Source organism: Leminorella grimontii (genome assembly GCF_039789245.1).
GTDB lineage: Bacteria > Pseudomonadota > Gammaproteobacteria > Enterobacterales > Enterobacteriaceae > Leminorella > Leminorella grimontii.
This window is the reverse complement of record NZ_CP146357.1, coordinates 967,572-992,869: the sequence shown is the minus strand read 5'-3', so window position 1 is coordinate 992,869 and position 25,298 is coordinate 967,572. Positions and strand designations below refer to the sequence as shown.

The 25,298-nt window shown below is 57.2% G+C and carries 15 protein-coding genes; 2 read left to right on the top strand and 13 right to left on the bottom strand.

Features of this window, described 5'->3' with window-relative positions:
• Window positions 1-298: 298 nt before the first annotated feature.
• Window positions 299-3,076 carry an autotransporter outer membrane beta-barrel domain-containing protein gene (locus V8L73_RS04690; RefSeq protein ID WP_347254242.1) on the top strand — a complete coding sequence of 926 codons (2,778 nt, stop codon included), beginning with the start codon at window positions 299-301 and terminating at the stop codon, window positions 3,074-3,076.
• A gap of 48 nt (window positions 3,077-3,124) precedes the next feature.
• Here V8L73_RS04690 and V8L73_RS04685 read toward each other — a convergent pair whose 3' ends face one another.
• Window positions 3,125-4,081 (bottom strand): AEC family transporter, encoded by a 957-nt coding sequence (locus V8L73_RS04685; protein ID WP_027274074.1) that lies wholly within the window; start codon window positions 4,079-4,081, stop codon window positions 3,125-3,127.
• Between the two features lie 454 nt (window positions 4,082-4,535).
• On the opposite strand from V8L73_RS04685, the gene V8L73_RS04680 reads away from it, so the two are divergent.
• A complete protein-coding gene (locus V8L73_RS04680; protein ID WP_261831262.1) occupies window positions 4,536-6,353 on the top strand; it encodes a cation:proton antiporter in 1,818 nt (605 codons plus the stop codon).
• 77 nt (window positions 6,354-6,430) lie between these two features.
• Here V8L73_RS04680 and der read toward each other — a convergent pair whose 3' ends face one another.
• From der to clcB, 12 genes are all read right to left on the bottom strand, one after another.
• Window positions 6,431-7,909 (bottom strand): ribosome biogenesis GTPase Der, encoded by a 1,479-nt coding sequence (der, locus tag V8L73_RS04675; protein ID WP_347254241.1) that lies wholly within the window; start codon window positions 7,907-7,909, stop codon window positions 6,431-6,433.
• Between the two features lie 107 nt (window positions 7,910-8,016).
• Window positions 8,017-9,198, bottom strand: a complete 1,182-nt coding sequence (gene bamB / locus V8L73_RS04670; protein WP_027274076.1) for an outer membrane protein assembly factor BamB — start codon at window positions 9,196-9,198, stop codon at window positions 8,017-8,019.
• Between the two features lie 11 nt (window positions 9,199-9,209).
• Entirely contained in the window at window positions 9,210-9,815 is a 606-nt protein-coding gene (locus tag V8L73_RS04665) for a YfgM family protein (RefSeq protein ID WP_027274077.1), read from the bottom strand.
• A 15-nt stretch (window positions 9,816-9,830) separates the two neighbouring features.
• Window positions 9,831-11,105 carry a histidine--tRNA ligase gene (gene hisS / locus V8L73_RS04660; RefSeq protein ID WP_027274078.1) on the bottom strand — a complete coding sequence of 425 codons (1,275 nt, stop codon included), beginning with the start codon at window positions 11,103-11,105 and terminating at the stop codon, window positions 9,831-9,833.
• A gap of 117 nt (window positions 11,106-11,222) precedes the next feature.
• A complete protein-coding gene (ispG, locus tag V8L73_RS04655) occupies window positions 11,223-12,338 on the bottom strand; it encodes a flavodoxin-dependent (E)-4-hydroxy-3-methylbut-2-enyl-diphosphate synthase (RefSeq protein ID WP_027274079.1) in 1,116 nt (371 codons plus the stop codon).
• A gap of 38 nt (window positions 12,339-12,376) precedes the next feature.
• Window positions 12,377-13,336 carry a cytoskeleton protein RodZ gene (gene rodZ, locus V8L73_RS04650; protein ID WP_027274080.1) on the bottom strand — a complete coding sequence of 320 codons (960 nt, stop codon included), beginning with the start codon at window positions 13,334-13,336 and terminating at the stop codon, window positions 12,377-12,379.
• Entirely contained in the window at window positions 13,326-14,078 is a 753-nt protein-coding gene (pilW, locus tag V8L73_RS04645; RefSeq protein ID WP_347254240.1) for a type IV pilus biogenesis/stability protein PilW, read from the bottom strand. The genes rodZ and pilW overlap by 11 nt, the downstream gene beginning before the upstream one ends.
• A 75-nt stretch (window positions 14,079-14,153) precedes the next feature.
• Window positions 14,154-15,320, bottom strand: a complete 1,167-nt coding sequence (locus tag V8L73_RS04640; RefSeq protein WP_347254239.1) for a bifunctional tRNA (adenosine(37)-C2)-methyltransferase TrmG/ribosomal RNA large subunit methyltransferase RlmN — start codon at window positions 15,318-15,320, stop codon at window positions 14,154-14,156.
• Between the two features lie 288 nt (window positions 15,321-15,608).
• A complete protein-coding gene (gene ndk, locus V8L73_RS04635) occupies window positions 15,609-16,034 on the bottom strand; it encodes a nucleoside-diphosphate kinase (protein WP_027274083.1) in 426 nt (141 codons plus the stop codon).
• Window positions 16,035-16,238: 204 nt separating this feature from the next.
• Window positions 16,239-18,569 carry a peptidoglycan glycosyltransferase PbpC gene (gene pbpC / locus V8L73_RS04630; protein ID WP_347254788.1) on the bottom strand — a complete coding sequence of 777 codons (2,331 nt, stop codon included), beginning with the start codon at window positions 18,567-18,569 and terminating at the stop codon, window positions 16,239-16,241.
• 349 nt (window positions 18,570-18,918) lie between these two features.
• Entirely contained in the window at window positions 18,919-23,886 is a 4,968-nt protein-coding gene (locus V8L73_RS04625; protein ID WP_347254238.1) for an alpha-2-macroglobulin, read from the bottom strand.
• A gap of 105 nt (window positions 23,887-23,991) precedes the next feature.
• Window positions 23,992-25,287 (bottom strand): voltage-gated ClC-type chloride channel ClcB, encoded by a 1,296-nt coding sequence (clcB, locus tag V8L73_RS04620; RefSeq protein WP_347254237.1) that lies wholly within the window; start codon window positions 25,285-25,287, stop codon window positions 23,992-23,994.
• Window positions 25,288-25,298: the final 11 nt, after the last annotated feature.

The window sequence follows — 25,298 nt, the reverse complement described above, 5'->3', positions numbered from 1 at the left end:
AAAAATAATTCACCCAATTGAATTAAAACAAATTAATTGCTTTTTGAAATAAGATTTAAATATTAAAGAAACGTTTTTGAAAACATTTAAAAATATTATAAATAATTAAAATTTGTAAATAATGTAAATAGAGCTAAAACTTAATTTCAAGAGGGAATAATTCAATTCAAATAATTAAAAACACTTTAAAACCAGAAGTCTTTGGGAGGCCTCCGTGAAACGCAACGCATATAAACTATCACTATTAGGCACAAATATACGATTTGCACTGTCAATGACCGCCGCTCTGAGCGCTTTGATGGTTTTACCATCCAAAGCCTTAGCCAATCAGCTATTGGTCACCAACGGTACCACCGCCACCGCGCCGGATGGAGCAACCTATCAATCGTTTAGCACAAACCTCACGACGGGGGGCGCCGTGTATGCCATCGGGCTCAATAGCACCATTAACGGCACTAACTTGACGATCAACGACGGCGCCATAACCGGAGGCGCCCCCGTACGGGCCGGCGCCGGCGGGAAAATGACGCTAACGGGAGGCTCGATTACCCGCACTCATAGCGGCACCGCCATACTGGTCGGCACCAGCGGCACCGGTACTACCGGGTGGATGAACCTAAACAACGTTAACGTCTCATCCATCTCGGGAACCTACGGCGTGCAGGTAAACGGTATAGGCGACGGTACTACCGTTTTCACCATGACCGGAGGCGAACTAATGACCGGCGTAAGCTCGTGGGCGCTGCACCTGTGGAACGGCAACGCCGCGCTTGACGACGTGACTATTTTGGGCGCTGGTTCTGGCATACATGCGGGCTGTAACCTGGCCAATAAAAGCACCAGCTGCTCAGTGCTCAGCCTTAAAGATTCCACTATTACGGCGACCGGCGCTTACGGATACGGCATCAACGCAGAATCAAACTCAACGACGACGCTGACGGATACCACCATAAATACCCAAGGCAATAGCGGCTGGGGACTGTATGCCTCCAGCAGCAACGCCACGACCAGCCGCATCACGGGCAGCAACGTGAACATCAACACCACCGGCGAGCAGGCCCACGGCGTTGTGTCGCTGGTGGCGAGCGGTTCGGGCTATACGTTAGTCGATCTGACCGGCGGATCGGTAAACACGGCTGGCGACTCTGCGTATGGCGTAATCGCCTGGCAGGGAGGCGAAGTGAAGCTGACTGACATGCAGGTAACAACCACAGGTCCGAATGGGCGACTGCTGCACATGACGGGCTACGATGGCCAGGTGAATACTATCACGATTAAAGGCGGCAGCTATACCAGCGCGCAGGGCGTCGCCATTTCAGTACGCGGCAGCGACAACTATCTGTCTCTTACCGACACGACGGTAACGTCAGGCAACGGCACACTGTTCGACGTGGACCAGCATGCAACGCAGTTAACGCCGTCCAAGCTCACTATATTGGCTGACGATACTAAGCTGAACGGCGGCGCGCTGCTGCGCAACGGCTCAACCACGGACTTAACGCTGCAAAATGGCTCTGTCTGGACGCTGACTCCCGCCAGCGACGTGGTTAACGGCGGCATAAGCACGGCCTCTACGATATCTTCGCTGGCGATATCGGACAGTACGCTAGCCTTTGCCGCGCCGGCAGGCAATACGGACTTCAAAACGCTGACCGTACAAAACAACTACACCGCCAGTAACGCCACGTTGGTGTTCAATACCCTGATGAACGGCGGCGGCGCGGTGGGCAATCAGTTTACTGACCGGCTCATCATCAACGGCGACGCTGTCGGCACTACAAAAGTGTACGTGTCGCCAAGCGCTAACAGTAACCCGCAGCCAACCACGGCAGGCGGCGGCACCGGCAGCTCCTGTGAGGGGATCTCGCTGATCCAGGTCAACGGCCAGGCAACGGCGGCGTCTTTCCAGCTGGCGGGCGGCTACGTCGCGATGGACGGAAAGCCGTATCAGTATCGCCTGTACGCCTACGGCCCGGATTCAGAACATGGCCAAGCGGACCCCACGCAAAAGATAGTCGACGGCACGACCGACCACTGGGACTTCCGCCTGCAGTCGGCCTATTACGCTCCGGCAACCGAACCGGAAGATCCGGATAACCCCGACAGTCCGCCTGCGGTAAGAATGCTTGTGCCGCAGGGCGCGGCCTACCTGAGCGCGCCAAACGCCGTGCTGTATGCGGGATATCTGGACATCAACAGCCTACACCGTCGACTTGGGGAAATCCGCGATGACCGCCTGTATAACCGCGATACCGGAACCGGCGAAGTCTGGATACGCGGCTACGGCGGCAGCTACGACTACCATTCGGACGATGGTGCCGCAGGCTATAAGTACGACGGCGATCTGGACTACGCCGCCATCCAGCTCGGCGGCAACCTGTTCGCCCGCCGGGATGACGCAGGAACGCTGCGCGCAGGCGTTGCCGTCTCCTTTGGTCATCTGCGCTATACCGCCGACGCGGAAAGCTCCCCGGAAGGACGCTCCGACTCCTATTCGGTGGCGCTGTACGGCACCTATCAGTCTCAGCAAGGCTGGTATGTGGACTCCGTGCTGGGCACGGGGATCTTTGACGGCGACGTGAAGACCAATGCGCGCGGCAAAACGGCCAATCTGGACGGTTCAACGTGGTTTGTTTCGCTGGAAACCGGATATCCGTTCACGCCCGCCGCCGGCTGGTCGCTAGAGCCGCAGGCGCAGCTGAGCTATATCCGCGCCCACTTTGACAATACGCACGATAAGAAAGACAACTTCTCCGTCTCGCTCGGGGATCAGGACCAGCTCATCGGCCGGCTGGGCGCGCGCCTGCTCTACTCGCATGTGTTAAACAACGGCCAAACGGTAACGCCCTACGTTAAGGCCAACGTACTGCACGGCTTTTTGGACGGCGGCCATATCAAACTGGGCGGGGACAGCTTCAGTACGGCGGACTATGGCAGTTCCGTAGAGCTTGGCGGCGGCGTCACGTTTAACGTCAATAACGCTCTGTCGCTGTATGCGGACGCCGCCGGCCAGCGAGAGCTGAGCGAGGGGTATCGCGGTTGGACGGTGAACGGCGGCCTGCGCTACCAGTTTTGATAAAAACGCTAAATGACGGGCGCTTTACAAAGAAGCGCCCTTCTCGTTTTATATCATTCCGCTTCCGCGAAGCAGCAGCAGGCCCAGCGCGGTGGTGAAAAACGATCCTACCGTCGTTAGCCCGATGATGTTAGCGGCAAGCGTCGCGTTGCCGCCCATGGCCCGCGTCATCACGTAGCTGGCTGCCGCGGTGGGGGTTGCCGACAGCAGGAAAATAATCCCCAGCGTCATCCCCTTAAAGCCGCACAGCATCGCACCAAGCACCAGCAGCGTCGGCACGACCAGCACTCGGGCAATGCTCGCCAGTATCGCGGTATTGGAAGTTCTCAGCATCGAGCGAAAGTCCAGGCTGGCGCCGGTGCACAGCAGCGCCAGCGGCAGCGCGATGGAAGAGACGTAACTGCCGGTTCGGATAAGCACATCCGGCAGCGGAACGTCGAACAGAGAAAACGGCAGCCCGGTCAGAATGCCGACGATAAGCGGATTCTTAACAATATTTTTTACCATGCTGAAAACGGCAAGCCCGCTTCCTTCGCAGTCGGACAGGCTGCGGGTCAGCGTCACCACCGAAAGGACGTTGTAAAGAATGACGGTCATGACGATATAAAATGAGGCAATTGCAACGCCTTCATCGCCGAACGCCATGGCGCAGTACGCCACGCCCAGAATAGCGGCGTTGCCGCGAAAGCCACCCTGAACGAAAACCCCGCGCTCCTTCTTCTCGCGAACCAGAAACGGTGCCGCTAGCTCAAGCAGCAGCCAGCTGATAAAGGTGCCTACGCCGGCAAAGCTCATTAAAAGCAGGTGATGAGTAAGGCCGCTGTGGTTAGTGGCGATGCTGAAAAACAGCATGCAGGGCAGCGCCAGGTTAAACACCAGGCGACTGGCGGAATCACAAAACTCATCATTAATCAGGCGAAAGCGGCGCAGCCCTATCCCCATCAGTAGCATCAGCAGGTTGGGCACCGTTACGCTAAAAGCGAACTGCCACGTCTCCCACGACATCATTTTATTTTTTATCCTTTGTGCAGCTTGAGCGTAACGTTAATGAGAAAAATATAAGACAGCCTTCTCTCATTCTATTTTTAAATAGAAATATAACAACGGGTGCAGGGAACAATTATTTACCTCTTATGAGGGACTTATTCCTATTTGGCATTATTCATCGATATTTCTGCCAAAAAAATCATTTAAGGTCTGCACGAGACCTGCCGCTTTGAGTATAATATACGGAGTTTGTCCGTCGCTATGCGCCACGCTTAGACGATGTCCCGCCCGATTTGCGGTGCAATCACCAGACTGTGTTCCTCGTTAAGAACGCAGCCTAAGCTTCCGGTCAATTCAGAAAACGGCAACAGCCTGATACTCACTCATTACGCGATAAGGAATATCACGCCATGAAGTCTCTGCTCTCCTCTGGTCTAACCAGTAATAGCTCCGGTTACAGGAAGGTCTGCCGATGAATGACCCGATGCTGCTTTTAGTTATTATTCTGTTCGTTGCTGCAATTGCCGTTACGCTATCAAAGAAGGTTGGTCTTGGCGCTATCCTTGGCCTGCTGCTCACCGGGATCGTCATAGGTCCCCATACGCCGGGCCAGCTCATTCTTAAAGAGCACGTGGATAAGATCCTGCACGTTTCGGAATTCGGCATCGTGCTGCTGCTGTTTATCATCGGTCTGGAAATGCAGCCAAGGCGCCTGTGGTCAATGCGCCGCATGGTGTTTGGGCTGGGTACGCTGCAAATTCTTCTCAGCGGCGCGGCCATCGGCGGCTATTTCTATCTGTTCGGCTATGGCGTAAACGCCGCCGTGATTATCGGCCTGACGCTGGCGCTCTCTTCCACCGCCTTCGTTATTCAAATCTTGCAGGACCATAACGAGTTTTCCAGCGAGCACGGCCGTCTCGGTTTCGCCATCCTGCTGATGCAGGACTTAGCCATCGTACCGCTGCTGGCGCTGGTGCCGCTGCTGTCGGACAAAATTGCCGTCCTGCCGGACGACTCGCCGATGTGGATGCAGACCCTGTCGGTTATCGGCGCTCTGCTGGTAGTTATCGCCTTTGGCCGCTACGGCGTGCCGTGGATCCTCAACCGCATGGCCAAGAAAGGCTATCGCGAAAGCTTTTCCCTGTTCGTCATGTTCGCCGTGGTTTTGGCAGCCTACATCATGGACCACTTCGGCCTGTCGATGGCGCTCGGCGCGTTTATCATGGGAATGATGCTCTCAACGTCGAAGTACGGCTTCCAAATTCACGCCAGCGTTGAATCGGCCAAAAGCCTGCTGATGAGCCTGTTCTTTATTTCGGTAGGGATGTCCATCGATTTTGCAACGCTGGCGCAGGCGCCGTTCTTCTTTATCAGCCACGTCGCGGTCATCCTGCTGCTGAAAATCATTTTGCTGTTCGTTTTGTCTTTGGCGTTCGGCACCTCGAAAGAGGCGGCTACCAAGGTTGCGTTCCTTCTGTGCCAGGGCGGTGAGTTCGGCTTCGTGCTGTTTGGCGTTGCCAAGGCGTTCGGCGTCATCGACGACTCCACCTTCATCATCGGCATCGGCGTTATCTCCGTCAGCATGGCCTTTACGCCCAGCCTGTACGCGCTCGGCTGCCGCCTGACCAGAAAGATGGTCATCGCGGACGTAGAAAACTCCGCCCTGAAGCCGGACGACGCCGCACACAGCGCGAAGGTGGTCGTAGCCGGTTACGGCGACACCGGCTACGTTCTGGCGCAGATGCTGCAGGATTCCGCCATTCCGCACATTGTGATTGAGAAAAATCCGGAAATCGTTAGAAAGGCGCAGAAAGCGGGCATTCCCGCCTACTTTGGCGACATCACCGATCCCAAGCTGCTTAACGTTATCGGCGTAGAACAGGCGCAGATGGTGATCGTCTCCATCGACCACAGCGCCAGCGCGCTGAAGGCCGTTTCGACCCTAAGATCGCTCTACCCGATGCTGAAAATCCTCGCACGGGTGCTCGACATGGACCTCAAAGATAAGCTGCTGGAAGCCGGCGCCAACTGGGTGGTTATCGAAACGCTGGAAAGCAGCCTGCACATCGGCGCCGAAGCCCTTAAGGTGCTGGGCGTTGCCGACGACGAAGTGTCCGAGCTGGTTGACTCTCTGCGTAAGGACGAAATGTTGGCGTCAGAAATCGTCCCAGAGGACGAGCCGGAAGACGCGCCGGCATCGCTCATCCAAACCGATACCGACTTTGAGCTGCCGCAGGACGACGGCGCCAATGCGCCAATAATGCCGGAGCAAAAGCCCGAAGCGAACTAAGCTTTGGTCCAATAAACAGCAAGGGCGCCAAATTTGGCGCCCTTGCTTTTTTAACCCTTCAATCAGAACCGTGCCCGCTACTTACTCCGGCTCTTAATATGCTGGATTAGACGACGGCGCTTGCGCTGCTGGGTCGGCGTCAGCTTGTTGCGGCGGCCGGCAAACGGGTTATCCCCCTCTTTGAACTGAATGCGAATAGGCGTACCCATCACCTCCAGCGAGCGGCGGAAATAGTTCATCAGGTAGCGCTTGTACGAATCCGGCAGGTCTTTCACCTGATTACCGTGGATCACTACGATAGGCGGGTTGTAGCCACCGGCGTGAGCATATTTCAGCTTCACTCTGCGGCCGCCGACCAAAGGCGGCTGGTGATCGTCCTGCGCCATCTGCATGATGCGGGTCAGTAGCGACGTACTCACCCGACGGGTTGCGCAGCGATAGGCTTCCTGTACGGATTCGAACAGGTTCCCTACGCCGCTGCCGTGTAGCGCGGAAATAAAGTGCACGCGGGCAAAGTCGACAAAGCCCAGGCGCTCGTCCAGCGTTTCCTTCACCTTCTCGCGGACTTCCTGAGACAGACCATCCCACTTATTGACCGCAATGACCAGCGAACGCCCGCTGTTGATAATAAAGCCCAGCAGAGACAGATCCTGATCGGAAATACCCTCGCGGGCGTCAATCACCAGCAGCACGACGTTGGCGTCCTCAATGGCCTGCAGAGTTTTTATTACCGAGAATTTCTCAACGGTTTCGGTCACTCTGGCGCGTTTACGCACGCCCGCGGTGTCAATCAGCACGTACTCGCGCTCGTCGCGCGTCATGGGAATATAGATGCTGTCGCGCGTGGTGCCCGGCATGTCGTACACCACGACCCGATCCTCGCCCAGAATGCGATTGGTTAGCGTGGACTTACCGACGTTGGGGCGACCGACAATGGCAAGCTTGATAGGAAGATTTTCCAGATAGGTGCTGTCGAACTCTTCCTCTTCATCCTCGCCTGATTCCTCTGAATCTTCGGTATCGAAGTCTTCCCAGTCGTCTTCATCGGCGGCGGGTTCCTCTTCTTCATCCACCGGCCCCAGCACGGTCTCAATCAGCGACGTCACGCCCCGACCGTGGGAAGCCGCGATCGGATACACGTCGCCCAACCCCAGCGCGTAGAAATCGCCAATAACGCTGTCAGCGTCCAGACCGTCGGTTTTGTTGGCGACCAAAAACGTCGCCTTTTCCCGAGCGCGCAGGTGCTGAGCGATAGCCGAATCCGCAGGCATCAGCCCGGCGCGGGCGTCGACCATAAACAGAACGATATCCGCCTCTTCGATGGCAAGAAGAGACTGATCGGCCATATGGGTTTCCACGCCGTGCTCTGCACCGTCGATGCCGCCGGTATCGATAACGATAAATTCGCGCCCGTTGATTTCCGCCTTACCGTATTTACGGTCGCGGGTCAGACCGGGGAAATCAGCCACCAGGGCATCACGAGTACGCGTTAAACGGTTAAATAACGTGGACTTGCCCACGTTGGGACGCCCGACCAGCGCGATAACTGGAACCATGATAAAAGCCTCTTTCTATAGCATTAAGCGGGCGCGCAGCGCGTCCGCTTTTACAAGACGAAACGGCCCCTGATGTCAGGAGCCGTTTACATAATCACTACTGCCGATTAGCGCGTGAACGAATAAACGTCGCCGCCGCGCGCCTGGATAACCAGTCGGTCTCCTGCAACGATCGGTGAAGACAGGAAGCCGTCGCCATCGACCTTATTCTGAGCCACGAACTGGCCGGACGCGCTGTCCATCCAGTGCATGTAACCCTCTGCGTCGGCTACGACTACATAGCCGTTAAAGACGACCGGCGCGGTCAGGCCGCGGTGCAGCAGGTCGTTCTGCGTCCACAAGATGGTGCCGCCGTTCAAGGAAAGCGCCATCACGCGGTCGCTTTGGTCGACCAGATAAACCTTATCGCCTTCGATAAAGAAGTCATTAACCGAACCGACGTCGCGCTTCCAGATAATCTGACCGGAGCGCAGATCCAGCGCGACAAAGCTGCCGTTGTAGCTCTGGGCGAATATGACGTTGCCCATAATTACCGGCGTACTGTCGACGTCGATCAGCCTGTCGATTTCGGTAGAACCGCTCGGCTGTGCGATAGGCTGTTGCCAAATCAGCATGCCGCTGTTCATCATCACCGCGCTCACGCGGCCGTTGTCGCCGCCGACGATCGCCGCGCCGTGAGCCGTAGCGGGAGAAGATTCCCCACGCAGAGACAGCAGCGGCATCCCGAGGTTAGCGGTCCACTTGATGGACCCGTCGGTCGTGCTAAGCCCTTGCAACATGCCGTTAGTGGTGTGAATAAGCACCAGGCCATCGCTGACGACCGGACGAGAAATCGCCTCGCCGGCAACGGTCGTTTTCCACGCAAGCGTACCGTCTTCAGCGTTCAGCGCATACACCATTGCCTTCTCGCTGCCGACAAAAACCTTGCCTTCAGCCGCAGCTACGCCGCCGGACAGCATCGGAGAGGTCGATGAAGAGAAGAACCCGTTTTTCTCCGTGACGTCGGTTTTCCACACCTGGCTGCCGCTATCGGCGTCCACGGCCTTAACGATGCCGTTGCGCGCCGCAGCGTAGATACGGCCGTCTTTCCAGACCGGACGCAGATGTGAGTAGTATTCACCAACGCCGTCACCTACCGACGTGCTCCACATTTTCTTGGGAGAAAACTGGTTGTCTACTTTAGGCAGCGGTGACACCTTTACCGCATCGTCATCACCGCCAAACAGCGAACAGCCGCTCAGCATGGTGGCAGAAAGTAATCCTACGCAAAAAAGTTTACGTAACTTCATTCACATCCCCTTTAGGCGGCCAGATTGTTAAGCTTAATGTTCAGCATTTCTTTCAGCATCGGCGAAGGATTGGCCTCTATCGCCTGACTGTAAGCTTCGCGCGCGCCCTTAACGTCGCCTTTATTGACCAAAACGTCACCGCGAATTGCCTGAGCCTGAGCAAACCAGCTGCCCTTTTGTACTGAATCCAGCGTTTTTAACGCATCGTCAAACTGCTTTTCCTGAACCTGAACGCGCGCCAGGCGTAACGCTATCGCGGGCAGCAGGTTATCGTCCTTGGTGTGGCTCTGCGCCCACAAAAGCTGTTCTTTAGCCTTGGCGAAATCCCCTTTATCCACCCACTGCTGGGCCTGGGACAACGCGGCGAAAACGCCATAGCTGTTGTCATTAGCCTGAATAAAGGCGCTCGCATTCGCGGCGTTGTCTGCATGGGCCACAACCTGATCGAAAGACATTGACGCCGTCGTGTTGGTTTCGTGCTGATGCGATTGCCAATAGCGCCAGCCGAACAGGCCGCCTACGCCCAGTATGACGCCAACCGCGATAGCTTTACCGTTCTCGCGGAAAAAGCCTTTCACCGCTTCAACTTGTTCTTCTTCGCTATTGTAGACTTGCACGGTGTCCCTCTTGAATTAACCGATCAATTTAGCCAAATGCGCCGCAGCGTTCGCCTGCGCCAGCGTTTGCTGTTCGCCGCTGCGTAGGTCTTTAACCACGACCTCGCCCGCAGCGATTTCATTTTCGCCCAGAACCAGCGCAACTTGCGCGCCCCACTTATCGGCACGGGCAAACTGCTTCTTAAAGTTTCCGCCGCCGTGATTCACCATAACGCGAAGTTCAGGCTGCTCGTCGCGAAGGCGTTCGGCCAGCATCATCGCCGCAGCCTGCGCCCCCTCGCCGGAGGAAATCACATAAACGTCTACGCCGCGATCGGCAGCGAAGTCAGGATTAACGGCCTGAACCAGCAGCACCAGCCGTTCCATGCCCATGGCAAAGCCAACGCCGGGAGCCGCATGCCCACCCAGTTGCTCCACCAGGCCGTCGTAGCGACCGCCGCCGCATACCGTCCCCTGAGAACCCAGGCTGGTCGTTACCCACTCGAACACCGTCCGATTGTAGTAGTCCAAGCCGCGCACCAGACGAGGGTTAATGCGATAGCTGATGCCCGCGTTGTCCAACAAGGCGCACAGGCCGGTAAAGTGTTCCTTCGATTCTTCGTCCAGATAGTCGATAAGCTCGGGCGCATCGTTCAACAGCGCCTGAACGTCAGGATTCTTACTGTCGAGCACGCGCATGGGGTTAGTGTACATGCGGCGCTGGCAGTCTTCATCCAGCCTTTCTTTAAACTGTTCCAAATAGGCGGTCAGCGCCTCTTTATAGCGGGCGCGCGCCTCTAAGGAGCCAATAGAGTTCAGCTCCAGCGTGACGTGTTCGGAAATCCCCAGCTCGCGCCACCAGCGGGCGTTAAGCATGATGAGCTCAGCGTCGACGTCCGGCCCCTGCAGGCCGAAAACTTCCGCGCCAAGCTGATGAAACTGACGATAGCGGCCCTTTTGCGGGCGCTCGTGGCGAAACATCGGCCCCATATACCACAGGCGCTGCTCCTGATTGTAAACCAGGCCGTGTTCGATACCGGCGCGCACGCAGCCCGCAGTACCTTCGGGGCGCAGCGTTAAGGAGTCGCCGTTGCGGTCGTCAAAGGTATACATCTCTTTTTCAACCACGTCGGTCACTTCGCCGATGGCGCGCTTAAACAGCGGCGTTTGCTCAACGATAGGCAGGCGGATCTCGCCGTAGCCGTAGCTTGCCAACACCCGCTTCAATACGCGCTCAATCGGCTGCCACAGCGCCGTTTCCTGCGGTAGGTAGTCGTTCATCCCGCGGATGGCTTGAATATTCTTTGCCACGTCAATTCTCTGTCTGTTTTCATCAAATGGGGTTGATTATAGGGGCTTTCGGCCTTTGACATCAATGCAAACAGGCGGTAATGATGAAATCAGTACCGCCCTTTCAACTCGCCCAGACTACTTCTCGCTAACGTCAATGCGCTTCGACAGATCCAGCATCGCCGCCTTGGCGCGAATTTTGGCCTCTAGCTGGTCGATCATATCGTTGTTGTCGAGGCGCTCTTTCTGACGTTCGCCGTTTTCGTAGTAGCCGCTTTTGCCGTGGCCGCCGGTCACGCCGAGGTCCGACACCAGCGCTTCGCCCGGGCCGTTGACCACGCAGCCGATAATCGAGACGTCCATCGGCGTCAGGATATCTTCCAGACGCTGTTCCAGCGCGTTAACCGTGCTGATAACGTCAAACTCCTGGCGAGAGCAGGTCGGGCAGGCGATAAAGTTAATGCCGCGAGAGCGAATGCGAAGCGCTTTCAGAATGTCAAAGCCAACCTTCACTTCTTCCACCGGATCCGCCGCCAGCGAAACGCGCAGCGTATCGCCGATGCCTTCGGCCAGCAGCATGCCAAGCCCGATAGCGGACTTCACCGAACCGCTTCGCGCACCGCCGGCTTCGGTAATGCCTAAATGCAGCGGCTGTTCAATTTGCCCAGCCAGCAGGCGATAGGACTGCACGGCCAGAAACACGTCCGACGCCTTAACGCTGACTTTGAACGCGTCAAAGTTAAGCCTGTCGAGAATCTCCACGTGGCGCATCGCCGATTCAACCAGCGCCTGCGGCGTTGGCTCGCCGTACTTTTCCTGAATGTCTTTTTCCAACGAACCGGCGTTAATGCCGATGCGAATAGGAATATTCTTGTCGCGGGCGCAGTCCACTACCGCTCGGATGCGGTCTTCGCGGCCAATGTTGCCCGGATTGATGCGCAGGCAGTCAACGCCGTATTCGGCGACCTGAAGCGCAATACGGTAGTCAAAGTGGATGTCGGCCACCAGCGGCACCGACACGCGCTGCTTGATGAACTTGAAGGCTTCCGCCGCGTCCATCGTCGGTACGGAAACGCGGACGATATCAACGCCAACGCGCTGCAGCGCTTCGATTTGCTTCACCGTCGCCTCGACGTCGGTAGTGCGGGTGTTGGTCATGGACTGAACGGCAATCGGCGCGCCGTCGCCGATGGGGACATTTCCGACATAAATACGTTTGGACTTGCGACGAACTATCGGCGTTTCACTGTGCATCTTACTCTACTCTCCCAAAAACCTTGCCCGACGCAGCCTTAGTTGGCAGGTAGCGTCATGCGCGTCGTGCGATTCGCGTTCTTGTACTGACTCATATCAACCGGTTTGCCTTTGTAGGTTATCGACACGCCGGCCGGTGCGCCAAGCTTCAGTTGATAGGGCGGCTGGCCGGTCAAAGACAGCTTGCCGTCTTTACGCTGTAGGCCGCTGTAGAGATTCTTGCCGCGATCGTCAATCACCTCAAGCCAGCAGTCGGCGCTGAAGGTCAGATAAATATCGTTACCGTCCTGCGGCGTTTGGGGAGCCAGCTGTCCCTGAGTCTGATTCTTAGCCGCTTCAGCTTCCGCAACCTGAGCGGCAACGGCCTGTTCAAGCGTCGGAGCCGCAGGCGTAGGCGTAGATGCAGGAGTAGACTGAACGGGCGCCTGCTGAGCCGCCGCCGGTGCGTTGGCGGCATTGCCAGAAGGAGAAAGAGAGATCGAAGCGCCTTCTGAAGGTACTGAAGGCGATGAAGAACCGCTGCCCGGCAGGGCAATCTGATTCTGTCCGCTTACCTCTATGGCGTCGTCCTGCTGCTGCGCCTTGTGGTTCTCCCACCACCATGCGCCCGTCAGGCCGAGTACGACAAAAATAATAAGCCAGGTAAAGAGGGTCAACCAGCGGTCGAGCTTCTTGCGCGGCTTGCTGAGCGAAAAGCCTTTTACGCGGTTCGATGCGAGGCTGTCGCTCTTACCCTGAACGCCTTTAGGCAACAGAGCAAGGATTTCCTCTTCCGGCAGTTGAAGCAGCTTCGCATAGGAACGGACGTATCCGCGAATAAAGGTCGGAGCCAAGCCAAGCGGATTGAGCCCCTCCTCAAGTTCGCGGACGGTAGTCACTTTCAAACGCAGCTCGTCGGCAACCACCTGTTGGCTGAGGTTCAACGCTTCCCTGGCTTCGCGGAGTCGGCGACCGACTTCGGCGAGCGGTGTAACTTCTTGTGATACATCAGTATTCATGGGCTAAGAATAATTGGTATTGTCGTGACTGTGGAAACTCTCGCGCCAAAGTTTTCCCGTAGCGCTGAACGTCGCCCATACGGTTTTCTGACGCGGCAAATTGTATTTGCATCCATAAACTTTCAGCGGTAGCGGGCAACGCCTGGTGGTAAAAACCCAGTAACGCAACGGCCTCTTTATGCTTCCCCTGCTGAAAGTCGCGGGCGGATTCGGTCAATACGCGCTCGCCCTTGCTCGGATCCTGCTTTAACGCCCGTCCCAGATGTTCAAACGCTTCATCGGTTCTTCCGGCATCAAGCAGGCAATAGCCTGAACCTTCAAGGCTATTGGCAATTTCTCCTAAATTTTGTGTCTGCAAAGCCTTATCAAAATAACCCAGCGCTGAATCATACTGCCCTATGCGGCAAAGAAACGCACCGTAATTATTTAAAACCTCATTGCTCTGCGGCGCTAGCCGTAAAGCCTGCTGGTAACGCGCCTGCGCCAACGTGTTTTCACCCGTTTCCTGCAGATACTGCGCCATTCCCAGCTGGATGCGATAGTCCTCTGGCGCATACTCCAGCGCTCGCTCCAGATTAAAACGCGCCTTCTGAACGTTTCCCAACGTCAGATAGGTTAAGCCTAAATTTAAACGAATCTGCGCGGCCTGCTTAACGTCAAAGCCCGCATCATCGTTACTGCCTGCTGCGCATCCGGTTAACAGCACGGCGGCAAGTAGTAAAGGTAACAGCCTGTTTCGCATCGAATTGGTTTCCTATTCTGACGCTCGCCGTCTCCCCCAGACAGTAGTGCGTATCTCTTTGTAGCAAATTAATTTTTAGACAGTTTTAATGCCTATTGGTTCCCCATGCATTCTTTTTTTCATCGTACGCTTGGTCCGGTCAATCACTTCGCCGGCCAGTTGACCGCAGGCGGCGTCAATATCGTCGCCGCGCGTTTTGCGCACGATAACCGTAAACCCATACTCCATCAGCACTTTAGAGAAGCGATCGACGCGACTGTTCGAGCTGCGGCCATAGGGTGCGCCGGGGAACGGGTTCCACGGAATCAGGTTAATCTTGCAGGGCGTATCCTTCAGGCATTCAGCCAACTGGTGGGCATGCGTCATATCGTCGTTAATATGATCCAACATGACGTATTCCACCGTCACTCGCCCCTGATTGGCGTTGGACTTCTCCAGATAGCGCCGAACGGCCGCCAGGAACGTCTCAATATTATACTTACGATTGATCGGCACGATCTCATCGCGGATCTTATCATTCGGCGCGTGCAGAGAAATCGCCAGCGCTACGTCTATCATATCGCCCAGCTTTTCCAACGCCGGCACTACACCTGACGTAGACAGCGTAACCCTGCGCTTGGAAAGCCCAAAGCCGAAGTCGTCGAGCATGATTTCCATCGCCGGCACGACGTTGGTCAGATTCAGCAGCGGTTCCCCCATGCCCATCATAACAACGTTCGTAATAGGCCTTTGCCCGGCAATGCGGGACGGCCCGATAATCTTGGCCGCGCGCCACACCTGACCGATAATTTCCGATACCCGTAAATTGCGGTTGAACCCCTGCTGGGCCGTTGAACAGAACTTGCACTCCAACGCACAGCCAACCTGAGACGACACGCACAGCGTCGCGCGATCGTCTTCAGGAATATAAACGGTTTCAACCTGCTGATCGCCTACCGCCAGCGCCCACTTGATGGTGCCGTCCGCCGAGCGCTGCTCGGTAACAACCTCCGGAGCGCGGATTTCCGCCACTTCATTAAGCTTATTACGCAGCGCTTTATTGACGTCCGTCATTTGCTCAAAGTCGTCGTGGCCAAAATGGTAAATCCACTTCATCACCTGATCGGCGCGAAACGGCTTTTCGCCCAGGGAGATAAAGAACTCCCTCATGGCCTTACGGTTCAAATCCAACAGGTTGATTTTTTCTGCGGGGCGCTCAGAAACAGCGAGATCGTCAGAAGATACGGAAACGGCGTCATTCATAAAAAGCAGGGGCCTCGTTATTACACATTATGGCGCTAGAAAATCTAGATATTCCAAAAAGACTAAAACTATCCCCTGCTCAAAGCCTATGGGCAGAGGGTTATGCCGTCGCATTGTACTCTCTTTGTTATTGTGTTGCCACGCACATTGGTTCAGGTTTGCCGCTGTCGGAGCAAAAAAACAAAACCAGCGCTAAAAATCGCCGGTTTTGCATACTGACAGGCCAAATTAACGCGGTAAGTTATTGATACTCACCTTTCCTTTTTTAAAAACAGTGTGTTATTAGTCCTATCTTGGACAAATTTCGCTATCGCTAAAAAAGTAGGCAATTTCACGCTGCGCCGACGCGACAGAATCAGAACCGTGAACCGCGTTCGCCGTCAGGCCGTCTGCATAGTCAGCGCGTAGCGTGCCCGCCAGCGCGTTTGCCGGGTTAGTCGCCCCCATCAGGTCGCGATGGCGCTGTACGGCATTTTCTGATTCCAAAACCTGTACCATAACGGGGCCGGAAGTCATGAACGCCAACAGGCCGTCAAAAAACGGCTTCCCCTCATGCTCGGCGTAAAACCCCGCCGCCTGCTCCTTGGTCAGATGCAGCATCTTGGCCGCAACGATAGTAAAGCCCGCATTTTCGAAGCGAGAATAAATAGCGCCAATAACGTTTTTGGCTACCGCATTGGGTTTAATAATTGAAAGGGTACGTTCCGTAGACATTTTCACCTCTGGACGGGTTTAACTGTGATTTAACAACGTCTTTTCGCCAGTGATTATACGGTGGGTGCATTAACTTGCCTATCTGGGCTTTAACATTTTTTTAAAGTTCATGAAGCAAATGCGATTCACTTGGCAAAACGAGCTCGCACCTGAACGCTCAGCCTCCCCAAAAGAAGGCTGAAGGCAGTTGGAATTATAACGAAGCTACTCCAACACAAACCCGACGCTGCTCACCTGCCCGCCTTCGTCCAGCACACTGACCTGATATTTACCGGGATCGGACAGGGTTTGCACCATCGGTTTGTCCTCCTCGGTTTCCATCACCGCTTCGCCGTTGATAAACCACCAGCGCTTGCCTCGACCGCCCTGAGTATCTAACCGTAGATCCAGCGAAGGCGTACCCGGCAGCCGTTTAAGCACCGCATCCGGCTTCACGCCCAAAATCAGCAGCGGCGGGCTGGCGTCGTAGCCTATCGGCGGGCACGCTTCGTCCCTTTCCGGCAGCCGGTTGGCGCGCCGCTCGGACGGGGGCAGCCAGCTTTCCAGCGCGATCGGCCACAGGGCGATGCGTCGGCTCACTGCGCCGCTACAGTCGGCGGCAACCCGCTTGCCCTGCCCGTTGACCCAAAAGTTCAGCCAGCCGCCGATGCCGGTGTCCTGCCCCGGCGATGAGAGCGTCGGCGGAATGGTGCCGTCCAAAATCCAGGCCTGCCTGCGCTGCCGACAGTTGGGATCGTTCGCCGCCAGGCTCTGCCCCTGAGGCCAGCAAATCGTTGCGCGGCTGACGGTTACCGGTTTGGGATCTTTCGGCCAGCGCTGGGCGGCCGGCCCGGCCCGATTAATCAGCAGATGGTTAATTTGATGAAGGACAGGCACCGCCGTCGCGTAGCCGAACTGCCCGGCTACCGGCGTCCCGTCCGGTCGGCCAACCCAAACGCCGATCAGGTATCCGCCATTCATCCCCACCGTCCATGCGTCACGATAGCCATAGCTGGTGCCGGTTTTCCAGGCAAGCCCCGGCGAATCAGACAGCTGGCTGTCCGCCACCGGGCGAGCTTCCCCGGCCAGAATGCGGCGAACAATCCAGGCGGCCCCCGGAGAGATAAGGCGCCGTTCAACCAGCGGATCCTCAGGCCGATAGCGCAGCGCCGCCACTTTACCTTCGCGCACAAAGGCACTGTAAGCGCTGACTAACTGATCCATCCGCATGCCCGTCCCGCCCAGTATCAGCGAAAGGTTAGGGTCGCTGTTCATCGGAAAACGCAGCTCAACGCCGACGTTGCGCAGGTTGCCGGTAAAGCGCTTGGGCCCGTAGGCCTCCAAAATCTGTACGGCGGGCAGGTTCAGCGAGCGCGTCAGCGCGTCTGACGCGCTGACCGGGCCGCTAAAGCCGGTATCAAAGTTCCCTGGGCGATAGTCGCCGAACTGGCGAGGCACGTCCTGCAGCAGCGATTCCGCATGAATCAGCCCCTCGTCCAACGCCATCGCGTAAGCAAAGGGCTTGAGCGTCGAGCCAGGCGAACGCCAGGCGCTAATCATATCGACGTGGCCGAAGCGGCTGTCGTCATTCAGGTCGACCGAACCGAGGTAAGCCTTCACTGACATAGTGGCGTTTTCCACCACCAGAATGCCCATCGAGGTATTGGCGGGCAGCTGGCTTTTCCAGCCCATTGCCATGTCTTCAAGCCGCCGCTGCAACGAAGCGTCGATGGTGGAATGAATAACGTCGTCTTTGCTTTCCTCCAGCAGGCGTCGGGCCAACAGCGGCGCGAGCTGCGGCACCTGACGCTCGGCAAGCCAGACGCTTTCCTGCTTGATTTCACGCACCTGCTGCTCGCTCCACACGCCATACTCCTGCAGGCGATCGAGCACCTTGTCCCGCGCCTCCTGAGCCCGCTGGGGATAGCGGTCCGGGCGAAGCCGACTCGGCGCCTGAGGCAGCACCGCCAGCAGCGCGGCCTCCGAACGGGTCAGCTCTGAAGGCGGCTTATCCAGATAGGCCCAGCTGGCCGCACCAATGCCCTGAAGCGTACCGCCGTAGGGCGCGCGGTTGATATAGATGGTGAGTATTTGCTCTTTGCTGTAGTGCCACTCCAGCTGCAGCGTGCGAAACACCTGCCTGAGCTTGCCGGTCAGGGTTTTATCGTGCGGCTCTATCAGCCTCGCCACCTGCATAGACAGCGTACTGCCGCCGGAAACGACCCGATGGTTGGTGACGTTCTGCCACAGCGCCCGCAAAATCGACAGCGGATTAACGCCGGGATGAGAATAAAACCAGCGGTCCTCGTAGGTCAAAAGCGCCTCGAGATAGTAAGGGGACACTTGGTCTAACGAGACGGAATAGCGCCACACGCCCTCCGAGTCAGCAAAGCGCCACAGCGGACTCCCGTCGTCCGCCACAACGACCCGCGCCGCTTGAACGTTAGGGTCCGGCAGCGGCCAAAGCCTGTCCGCACACCACAGCGCCGCAGCGCTGAATGCGATAAATAGGGTAAATGCGACAAACAGCCTGCGCCAAAAGCGCAGGGTTTTCATGCGGGAAAAAAAGCGGCTCAAAGGTAACAAGTCCGGCTGTATTTTTTAGGTTGATAAAAAAAGCAGACTACTAACAAAACTTCATAAAACAATTGATATTAACTCTCGATGTAAAACGGCGGGAGAGGCCTCCGTTGGGGTCGACTTGGCGTAAGCCAACGAAGTGCCCGTAGGAGGGCTAGGCCCGCCGCGCACCAATGCTAATACAGGCGCTCTTCCGACCGCGCACAATGACCATATAGGCACAATGCATTTTCGGTCGGAATATTCACTAAAGGTAATTTGGGTAGTTTGTCAGTAATCGGAAAGGGCGCTCACACGCCCTTTCCCCATCCCACCTTCACGGCGATTATTTTACTTCCAACCGCCCCGGCGTCGAACCCACCGCATGCCACTCAGGCTTGTACATCGACTCCACCTGAGGCGCAGGCACGCTGTAGCTGCCCGGCGTTACGGCGCGAACCAGATACAGCAGGGTGACAGGATATCTTCTCGATCCGTTCACCTTCACGGCGGCCACGTAGCGGTCGTCGCGATACTCCTGATACTGGATTTCCGCACTCTGCATCCTGCTTTGAAGCGACATCAGTTCGCCCGCGCTGTCGGTCAGGCTAGCGCTGCTGTCGCCCAGATTCTGGTTTTCCAGTTCAAAGCCGGCCGGCAGCAGATCCACCACCAGCGCGTCGTTAATCTGGCTGTCGGACCACAGGTTCAGATGCACCACCATCAGTTGGCCGCTTTGAACGTTATTCAGAGAGGCCTCTGATCCGTCCAGATTCAGGAAGCGACGCTCGATGTAAAGCTTGTTGCTTACCGGCGCGGGCTGCTTGAGCGGATAGCCCACGACGTCGACGCGCGGATAAACCGTCACGTTGCCGGTGTTGCTCAGATTAATGCCCTGACCAAGCTGACCCGCGTCAAAGAGGCGGCTTATCGGCTTGTCCTCTTCAAAGGCTTCTTTCTTCGCCCCGGTCATTTCGACTTCCCACTCGGCGCTTTGGCGCTTTTGCAGGTCACGCCCCGCCAGATAGACGGCGTTACGCTCCTGAGTCGACAGATAACGCTGGGCCACCAGCTCGTCAGACAGCGTCATCAGCAGGCTGTCCTGCTTCTCCGGCTGCAGGCCGTACTCTTGCAGAAGAGCCAGGATCAGCGCGTTGTCGCGCACCGTACTGCCGTAGTCGCCTAACCAGACGTTGCCGCGAGGAGAGCCGCCCATGGCGATACCTTGGCTAATCGCCTGCTGCGCTTTCGGCATGTCGCCCATCAGCTGCAGCGCAACGCCAAGCTGCACCAGCGGCAGCCCGGATCTGGCTTCAGCCCGGCGGTCGAACAGCTGGCGCAGCGCGCCCAGCGGCGCCTGCTGCTGGCGAGCCAACACCAGACCGGCGTAGGCCTGCACGGCGAACTTCGCCGAGTTGGTCACATCGGTGCTGCTGCCGTAGCGAATTTCCATCTGGTTGCGATCCTGCAGGTAGCGCAGCAGGCGCTGGTTGGCCTTATTCAGCGCCTCGTCGCGCACCGAGTACCCCTGTTCGCGAGCGCGGGTCAGGAAGTCAGTGACGTAGGCCGTCAGCCAGTATTCTTCATAGCCTTCGCGCTCCCACAGGGAGAAACCGCCGTTGTCTTTCTGCATGCCCAGCAGTCGCTCGATGCCGACGTCCACGTTGCGGCGGCGAACCTCATCGGTGTCGCTCTTGATGCCCATGGCGGCCAGCTGCGCCTGATTCGAGTACAGCGACGGATACAGGCCGCTGGTAGTCTGTTCCAGACAGCCGTACGGATAGGCAAACAGTTCGCGGATATGTTGAGCAACGTTCAAAGGCGGCGTCGCCGTCAGCGTCATTTGCCCTTCAATCGTCGGCGTGGCCAGCCCTTGCAGGGCGTCCGGCGGCAGCGCCCAGCTTTCACCGGGGCGCAGCGTCAGCGCATAGCCGTTGGTTTTCGCAGGCACTGCCGGGCGAACGGCCAGCGTCCAGTGGCGTTCAAACGCGGTCGACGGTTCGTTCGGCAGCACCAGGCCGTTAATACGAACGGTGATATCGCCCTGGCCGAAGCCGTGAAGCCCTTCGACCGGAATGCTTAGCGTTCTGCGCTCGCCCTTCGCCAGCTTAACGTCCTGCTTCGAACCGGACGTCAGCTTCACCAGACCTTTGGTTTCTATCGTGACGCTAAGCTTTTGCTCACCGCCGCTCAGGTTGTTTAAGTCCAAAGCCAGAATGCTGCGATCGCCACCGGCGATAAAGCGCGGCATGGAAAGCTCCGCGATCAGCGGCGCCGCCACGATAACCTTGCTTTCGGCGCTGCCGAACTCTTCATCGCTCCAGGCCTGCGCCATCAGGCGCAGCTCGCCGTTGAAGTCAGGGATCGGCAGTTGAATTTCGCCTTCGCCCTTATCGTCCAACGTAATAGGCACCGCCTGCTGGGCAACGATTTTCACCACCGTCACCGGCTTCTTGCCGCCGCGCGACAGCTTGTCGTCCTCGCCGTCGCCGCCGAAGCTCAGCTTGGCGGTTTTGCCCTTGCCTTCAATCAGCTGGCCGTAGATGTCCATCTGATCGACGCTGTAGCGCTTGCGGCCAAAGAAAGCGTCGTAAGGATCCGGCGTTTTAAAGTCAGTAATGTTAAGCACGCCGCTGTCCACGGCGGACAGAAGCACGTTAATGGATTTTGGCAGCTCGCCGTCCTTCATTGACGCCTTCACTTTCACCGTCAGCGTCTGGTTCGGGCGCATTTTCTCCGGCGAGTTCAATGCCAGTGAAATCTTGCGGCCTTCATCCATCAGCGGCAGGTGCAGCAGGCCGACTGCGCGCTTAGGCGTTGCCTGAACGGCCTTGTCACCGGGGCGAACCACCAGCGCGCTGAGGTACAGATCGTGACGCGTCCACTCGTCATTAATCGGCACCTCAAAGTTTGCGCCGCCGACCGGAACGGAAATCTCTTTCCACCACAGCGGGCCATCGCTGGATTCCAGCATCAGATAGCCTTTACCCGCCGCCGGCGCCTCAACGTGCAGATTCACCTTCTCGCCGGGGCGATAGGCCGGTTTGTCAATCTTCAGCTTCACCTGATCGGGGCGCAGTGCGCCGCTGCCGTCAGTGTTGTCCTGCCAGCTATAGCCGGCCCAGAAGCGCAGGCTGGTCACCACGCCGCTGTGCGGATCTTCAACTTCTATGCGGTAAGAACCCCACTCTACCGGGTAGTTGACCTTCGTCGTCTGCCCGGCGCCGATGGAAATCGTTTCCTGATTGATGACCAGATCTTTCTGGTCGTAGCGAGAGCTCCAGCCGTCGCTGGCAGACCACTCCCAATAGTAATCGCGGCGTTCGCGAATAAGGCGAACGTTTAAACCGTTAGCCGACAGCTTGTTGCCCTTGACGTCGGCGTAAGCAATGTCGAAGCCGGCCAGGCTGTCTTCATCAACCATGTACTGCGGCTTATAGCTATTGGTCTTGTAGTCGTACATCTCTTTACGACTGAACAGCGGACGAACGCCCGGCATTTTATCCGCAGGCCAGATTGCCTGCTCGGCGCGGCGCGTGACGGGACGGCCGCCTGACTCCATCAGGCTGGCCTGAACCATCACCTTCATCGGCGACTTGCTCTCGCCCCAGCTGCTCGGCACCGTAACGCTGGTCATGCCCTCTTCGTCCAGCTTCAGGTTGAACTCGTCCAGCGAACGGCTGAGGTTGGTATCCAGCGCGGAACCGAACTCATAGCCGGGAAGCTTCGCCACTGCGTCCCGCATCGGGCGTAAATAAAGCTGCCCCTGCAGGCTGTTGCCGGAGGCAGGCGCGCCGTACAGGTAGCGGCCGGTGGCGTCGAAAGTGATCTCCTGCTTAGGCGAAACGGGCTCGCTTTCTACCGACTTCAAATCCAGCGCCATGCGCTCAGGCATGAAGTCTTCAACCTTAAACTTATAGAAACGGGGCAGCGAGTCGCCCAGATTGATGCGCAAAGACCACTCGCCGGTCGGCGCGCCCTGTGGAATATCGTATTGGAACTGATAGAAACCGTTCTTTTTCGGCTGCCAGACAAAGCTGCGCGTCACCTGGTTATCGGGCTTCAGCACGTCCACTTTTACCGGCCTGTCCGGCAGTGCGGCGCCGTCGGCGTCACGCAGCAGGCCGTTAACCAGAAGCGTCTCGCCCGGGCGATACAAGTCGCGAGGTCCAAACGCAAAGAACTGGGTAGCAAAGCCTTCCGGCCCGGCGATATCGAATTCAGACAGATCCAGCGCCGCCTTGGACAGGTCGATCATGCTGGTCTGGCCGTCTTTGGTCGCCAGCATAATCTTTGCCTTTTCCGCCCGAACGAGCTGAGCGTGGCCGTCAGAGTCGGTTTTCGCCTGCGTCAGCGAATTGCCCTTTTCGTCCAGCAGCTCAACCTTCACGCCGGAAATGCCTTCCCCGCCTTCCAGCGCCTGAGTAAAGACGTCATAGCGCTGATGGTAGCGGTGCAAAGAAATGCCGATGTCGCTTAGGGTAAACAGCGTCACGGGGTTACTGTAGTTGTAGGTGCCCGCTTCCTGCATCATGGCGATATATACGCCGGGCTGCTGCAGCGCCTTGATGCTGCCCAGCGGCAGCAGAATTTGCTCGCGCGTATTGCGCTGCGGGTTAAGATCGAAGCGGCCGGTATAGGCCAGCGTCGCCTTCTTCAGAAAATCCTGAGACTCCCAGTAGCCTTTCGCCCCGGTGCCGCCCCAGTAGGCCAGAAAGCTGGAGAGCATTTCAGGCTTGATACGGAAAAAGTTGACGTCGACCGCATTGACGTTAAGCGCAATTACCGGCAGGCCGGTAATCACCTTGCTCGGCAACAGCGATCCGCGGCTGGCGAAGCCGATGGAGGGCTCAATGTCCCGCGTCGTCAGCTTCTTTTGAAACTCGGAACCGAGAGAGGCGCCGTTCACGCCCGCGATGCCTTTATCAACGGTAAGAATCAGCTTGCGCGCAGGCTCCAGGTGGCGAAGGCGAAGCTCCATCCGGTTATCGGACAGCTCCCATGCGCCGTCGACCTTGCCGCTGGTTTCGTCAACCAAATGCAGCATCGAGGCAAACTTTTGATTCGCGGCAACGGGAATTGAGAACGTCACGACCATAGCGCTGGCGCCGTCCAACTGGACTTCGGACGCATCAAGGATAGTAAACGCCTTCCCTGCGTAACGCTCGGCGAGCTGCTGCTCGGGGGTTTTTGTTTCCGCCGAAGCGGCAACCGGTGCGGACGGCGCGGCGTAAAGCGGCGTCGATGAGAGACTGAGGCATGATGCCAGCAGCAATCCTTTAAGCAACAAAAAATCAGAACGTCCCTGACGCATAAGCGATTCTCTCTGAAATGTTGGATTAGACAGCCAAATACTCGATATCTTATCACGCGATAAGGGGGCACGACATAGAGCATAGTATAATTTGCAGGCGGAATTTTAGCGGCGCGCGGAAGGCTGTTGATGATAAATGGAATCTTTACGTAACGTTTGAGAAAGCGCCGACGCTATCGCACAGGCAATCAACAGCGCGGGCAAAAGAGCATATTCTCCCGTGATTTCACAGATCATAAGCGTAGACATTATCGGCGCGTGCGTCGTCGCGGCAAGCAGCGTCGCCATACCGGCCAGCCCCAGCAAAATCGCCGTTTCTCCATCCCCAGGCAGCCAAAGACCGCACAGGCTGGAGAACAGCATTCCCACCGCCAGGCCGATAAACAGCGTCGGCGTAAAAACGCCGCCCGGAGCGCCAGAGCCGCTGCTAACCAACACCGCCAGCAGCTTACACGCAAAAATGCCCAGCAGCGTAAGCGTAAGCGGAGGCGATAATAAAAACGACTGTACGACGCTATAGCCATTTCCCCAAACGGCGGGCGTTAACAGCGACAGCCCGCCGACGATAAGCCCGCCCAGCGCCAGCTGCAGCGGCGGCGCCAGCTTAAGCCGCAGGAACAGCTCATGGCTGCGCGCCATCAGCCAAATAAACGCGGGGCCGCAAAGGCCGGCAAACAGAGCAACCGCGAGAATAAGCGCGTAGTCGAGCGCTGAGAGGTTCTGTAAAGGCTGAACGTGATAAAGCGTCGTCGAGACGCCGCCGTCGAGCAGGACGGTGGTCAACAGAGCGACGACGGCAGAGACGACAACCGGCCCCAGAGAGGCCAGCATCAGCGTGCCAAAAAGAATTTCGGCGATAAACAGGCTGCCCGCCAGCGGCGCATGATAGGCGCTGGCCATACCGGCAGCGGCGCCGCAGGCGACCCAGAGCTTCCATTCCTGTTTGGGCGCAAATCGCTTAGCAAAACAGGAGGCAGCCAGCGCCGCCAGTAGGATCATTGCGCCTTCGCGCCCGATAGCGCTGCCGCTGCTCACTACCAGCAGCGAAGCCAATGATTTAACGATGCTGGCGCCGTAGTCGAACTGCCCGTCTCCGGTTTCCAGCGCTTCCATATAGTCGGTAGGCGCATGCGGACGCTGACGCGTATACCGCTGCCAGCCCCACAGCAACGCGCCCGCAGCAAGGCCGCCCAAGGCGGGCGTAATCAGACGGCGCCAGGGTGCCAGAGTGCTGGCAGCGAAAACCAAGCTGCCGCTGCCGTCGACAAACAGCCATTCCAACGCCAGCATGGCGTGGCGAAACAGCGCTACGGCCAAAGCGGCCAATACGCCAACCAGCGTCGCAATCAGCAGCCGACGAAGCGTGGCGTAGAGATCGGGATAAGAGAGAAGGCGGCGCATAGTTAAATAGC

Excerpts from the sequence above, each read along its gene's own strand:
- V8L73_RS04690 (WP_347254242.1), top strand. The coding sequence starts at position 299 with ATGGTTTTACCATCCAAAGCCTTAGCCAATCAGCTATTGGTCACCAAC.
- rodZ (WP_027274080.1), bottom strand. The coding sequence starts at position 13,336 with ATGAATACTGATGTATCACAAGAAGTTACACCGCTCGCCGAAGTCGGT.
- clcB (WP_347254237.1), bottom strand. The coding sequence starts at position 25,287 with ATGCGCCGCCTTCTCTCTTATCCCGATCTCTACGCCACGCTTCGTCGG.
- V8L73_RS04685 (WP_027274074.1), bottom strand. The coding sequence starts at position 4,081 with ATGTCGTGGGAGACGTGGCAGTTCGCTTTTAGCGTAACGGTGCCCAAC.
- pilW (WP_347254240.1), bottom strand. The coding sequence starts at position 14,078 with ATGCGAAACAGGCTGTTACCTTTACTACTTGCCGCCGTGCTGTTAACC.
- pbpC (WP_347254788.1), bottom strand. The coding sequence starts at position 18,569 with ATGAAAACCCTGCGCTTTTGGCGCAGGCTGTTTGTCGCATTTACCCTA.
- bamB (WP_027274076.1), bottom strand. The coding sequence starts at position 9,198 with ATGAAGTTACGTAAACTTTTTTGCGTAGGATTACTTTCTGCCACCATG.
- ndk (WP_027274083.1), bottom strand. The coding sequence starts at position 16,034 with ATGTCTACGGAACGTACCCTTTCAATTATTAAACCCAATGCGGTAGCC.
- der (WP_347254241.1), bottom strand. The coding sequence starts at position 7,909 with ATGGTTCCAGTTATCGCGCTGGTCGGGCGTCCCAACGTGGGCAAGTCC.
- V8L73_RS04625 (WP_347254238.1), bottom strand. The coding sequence starts at position 23,886 with ATGCGTCAGGGACGTTCTGATTTTTTGTTGCTTAAAGGATTGCTGCTG.
- V8L73_RS04680 (WP_261831262.1), top strand. The coding sequence starts at position 4,536 with ATGAATGACCCGATGCTGCTTTTAGTTATTATTCTGTTCGTTGCTGCA.
- ispG (WP_027274079.1), bottom strand. The coding sequence starts at position 12,338 with ATGCACAGTGAAACGCCGATAGTTCGTCGCAAGTCCAAACGTATTTAT.
- V8L73_RS04640 (WP_347254239.1), bottom strand. The coding sequence starts at position 15,320 with ATGAATGACGCCGTTTCCGTATCTTCTGACGATCTCGCTGTTTCTGAG.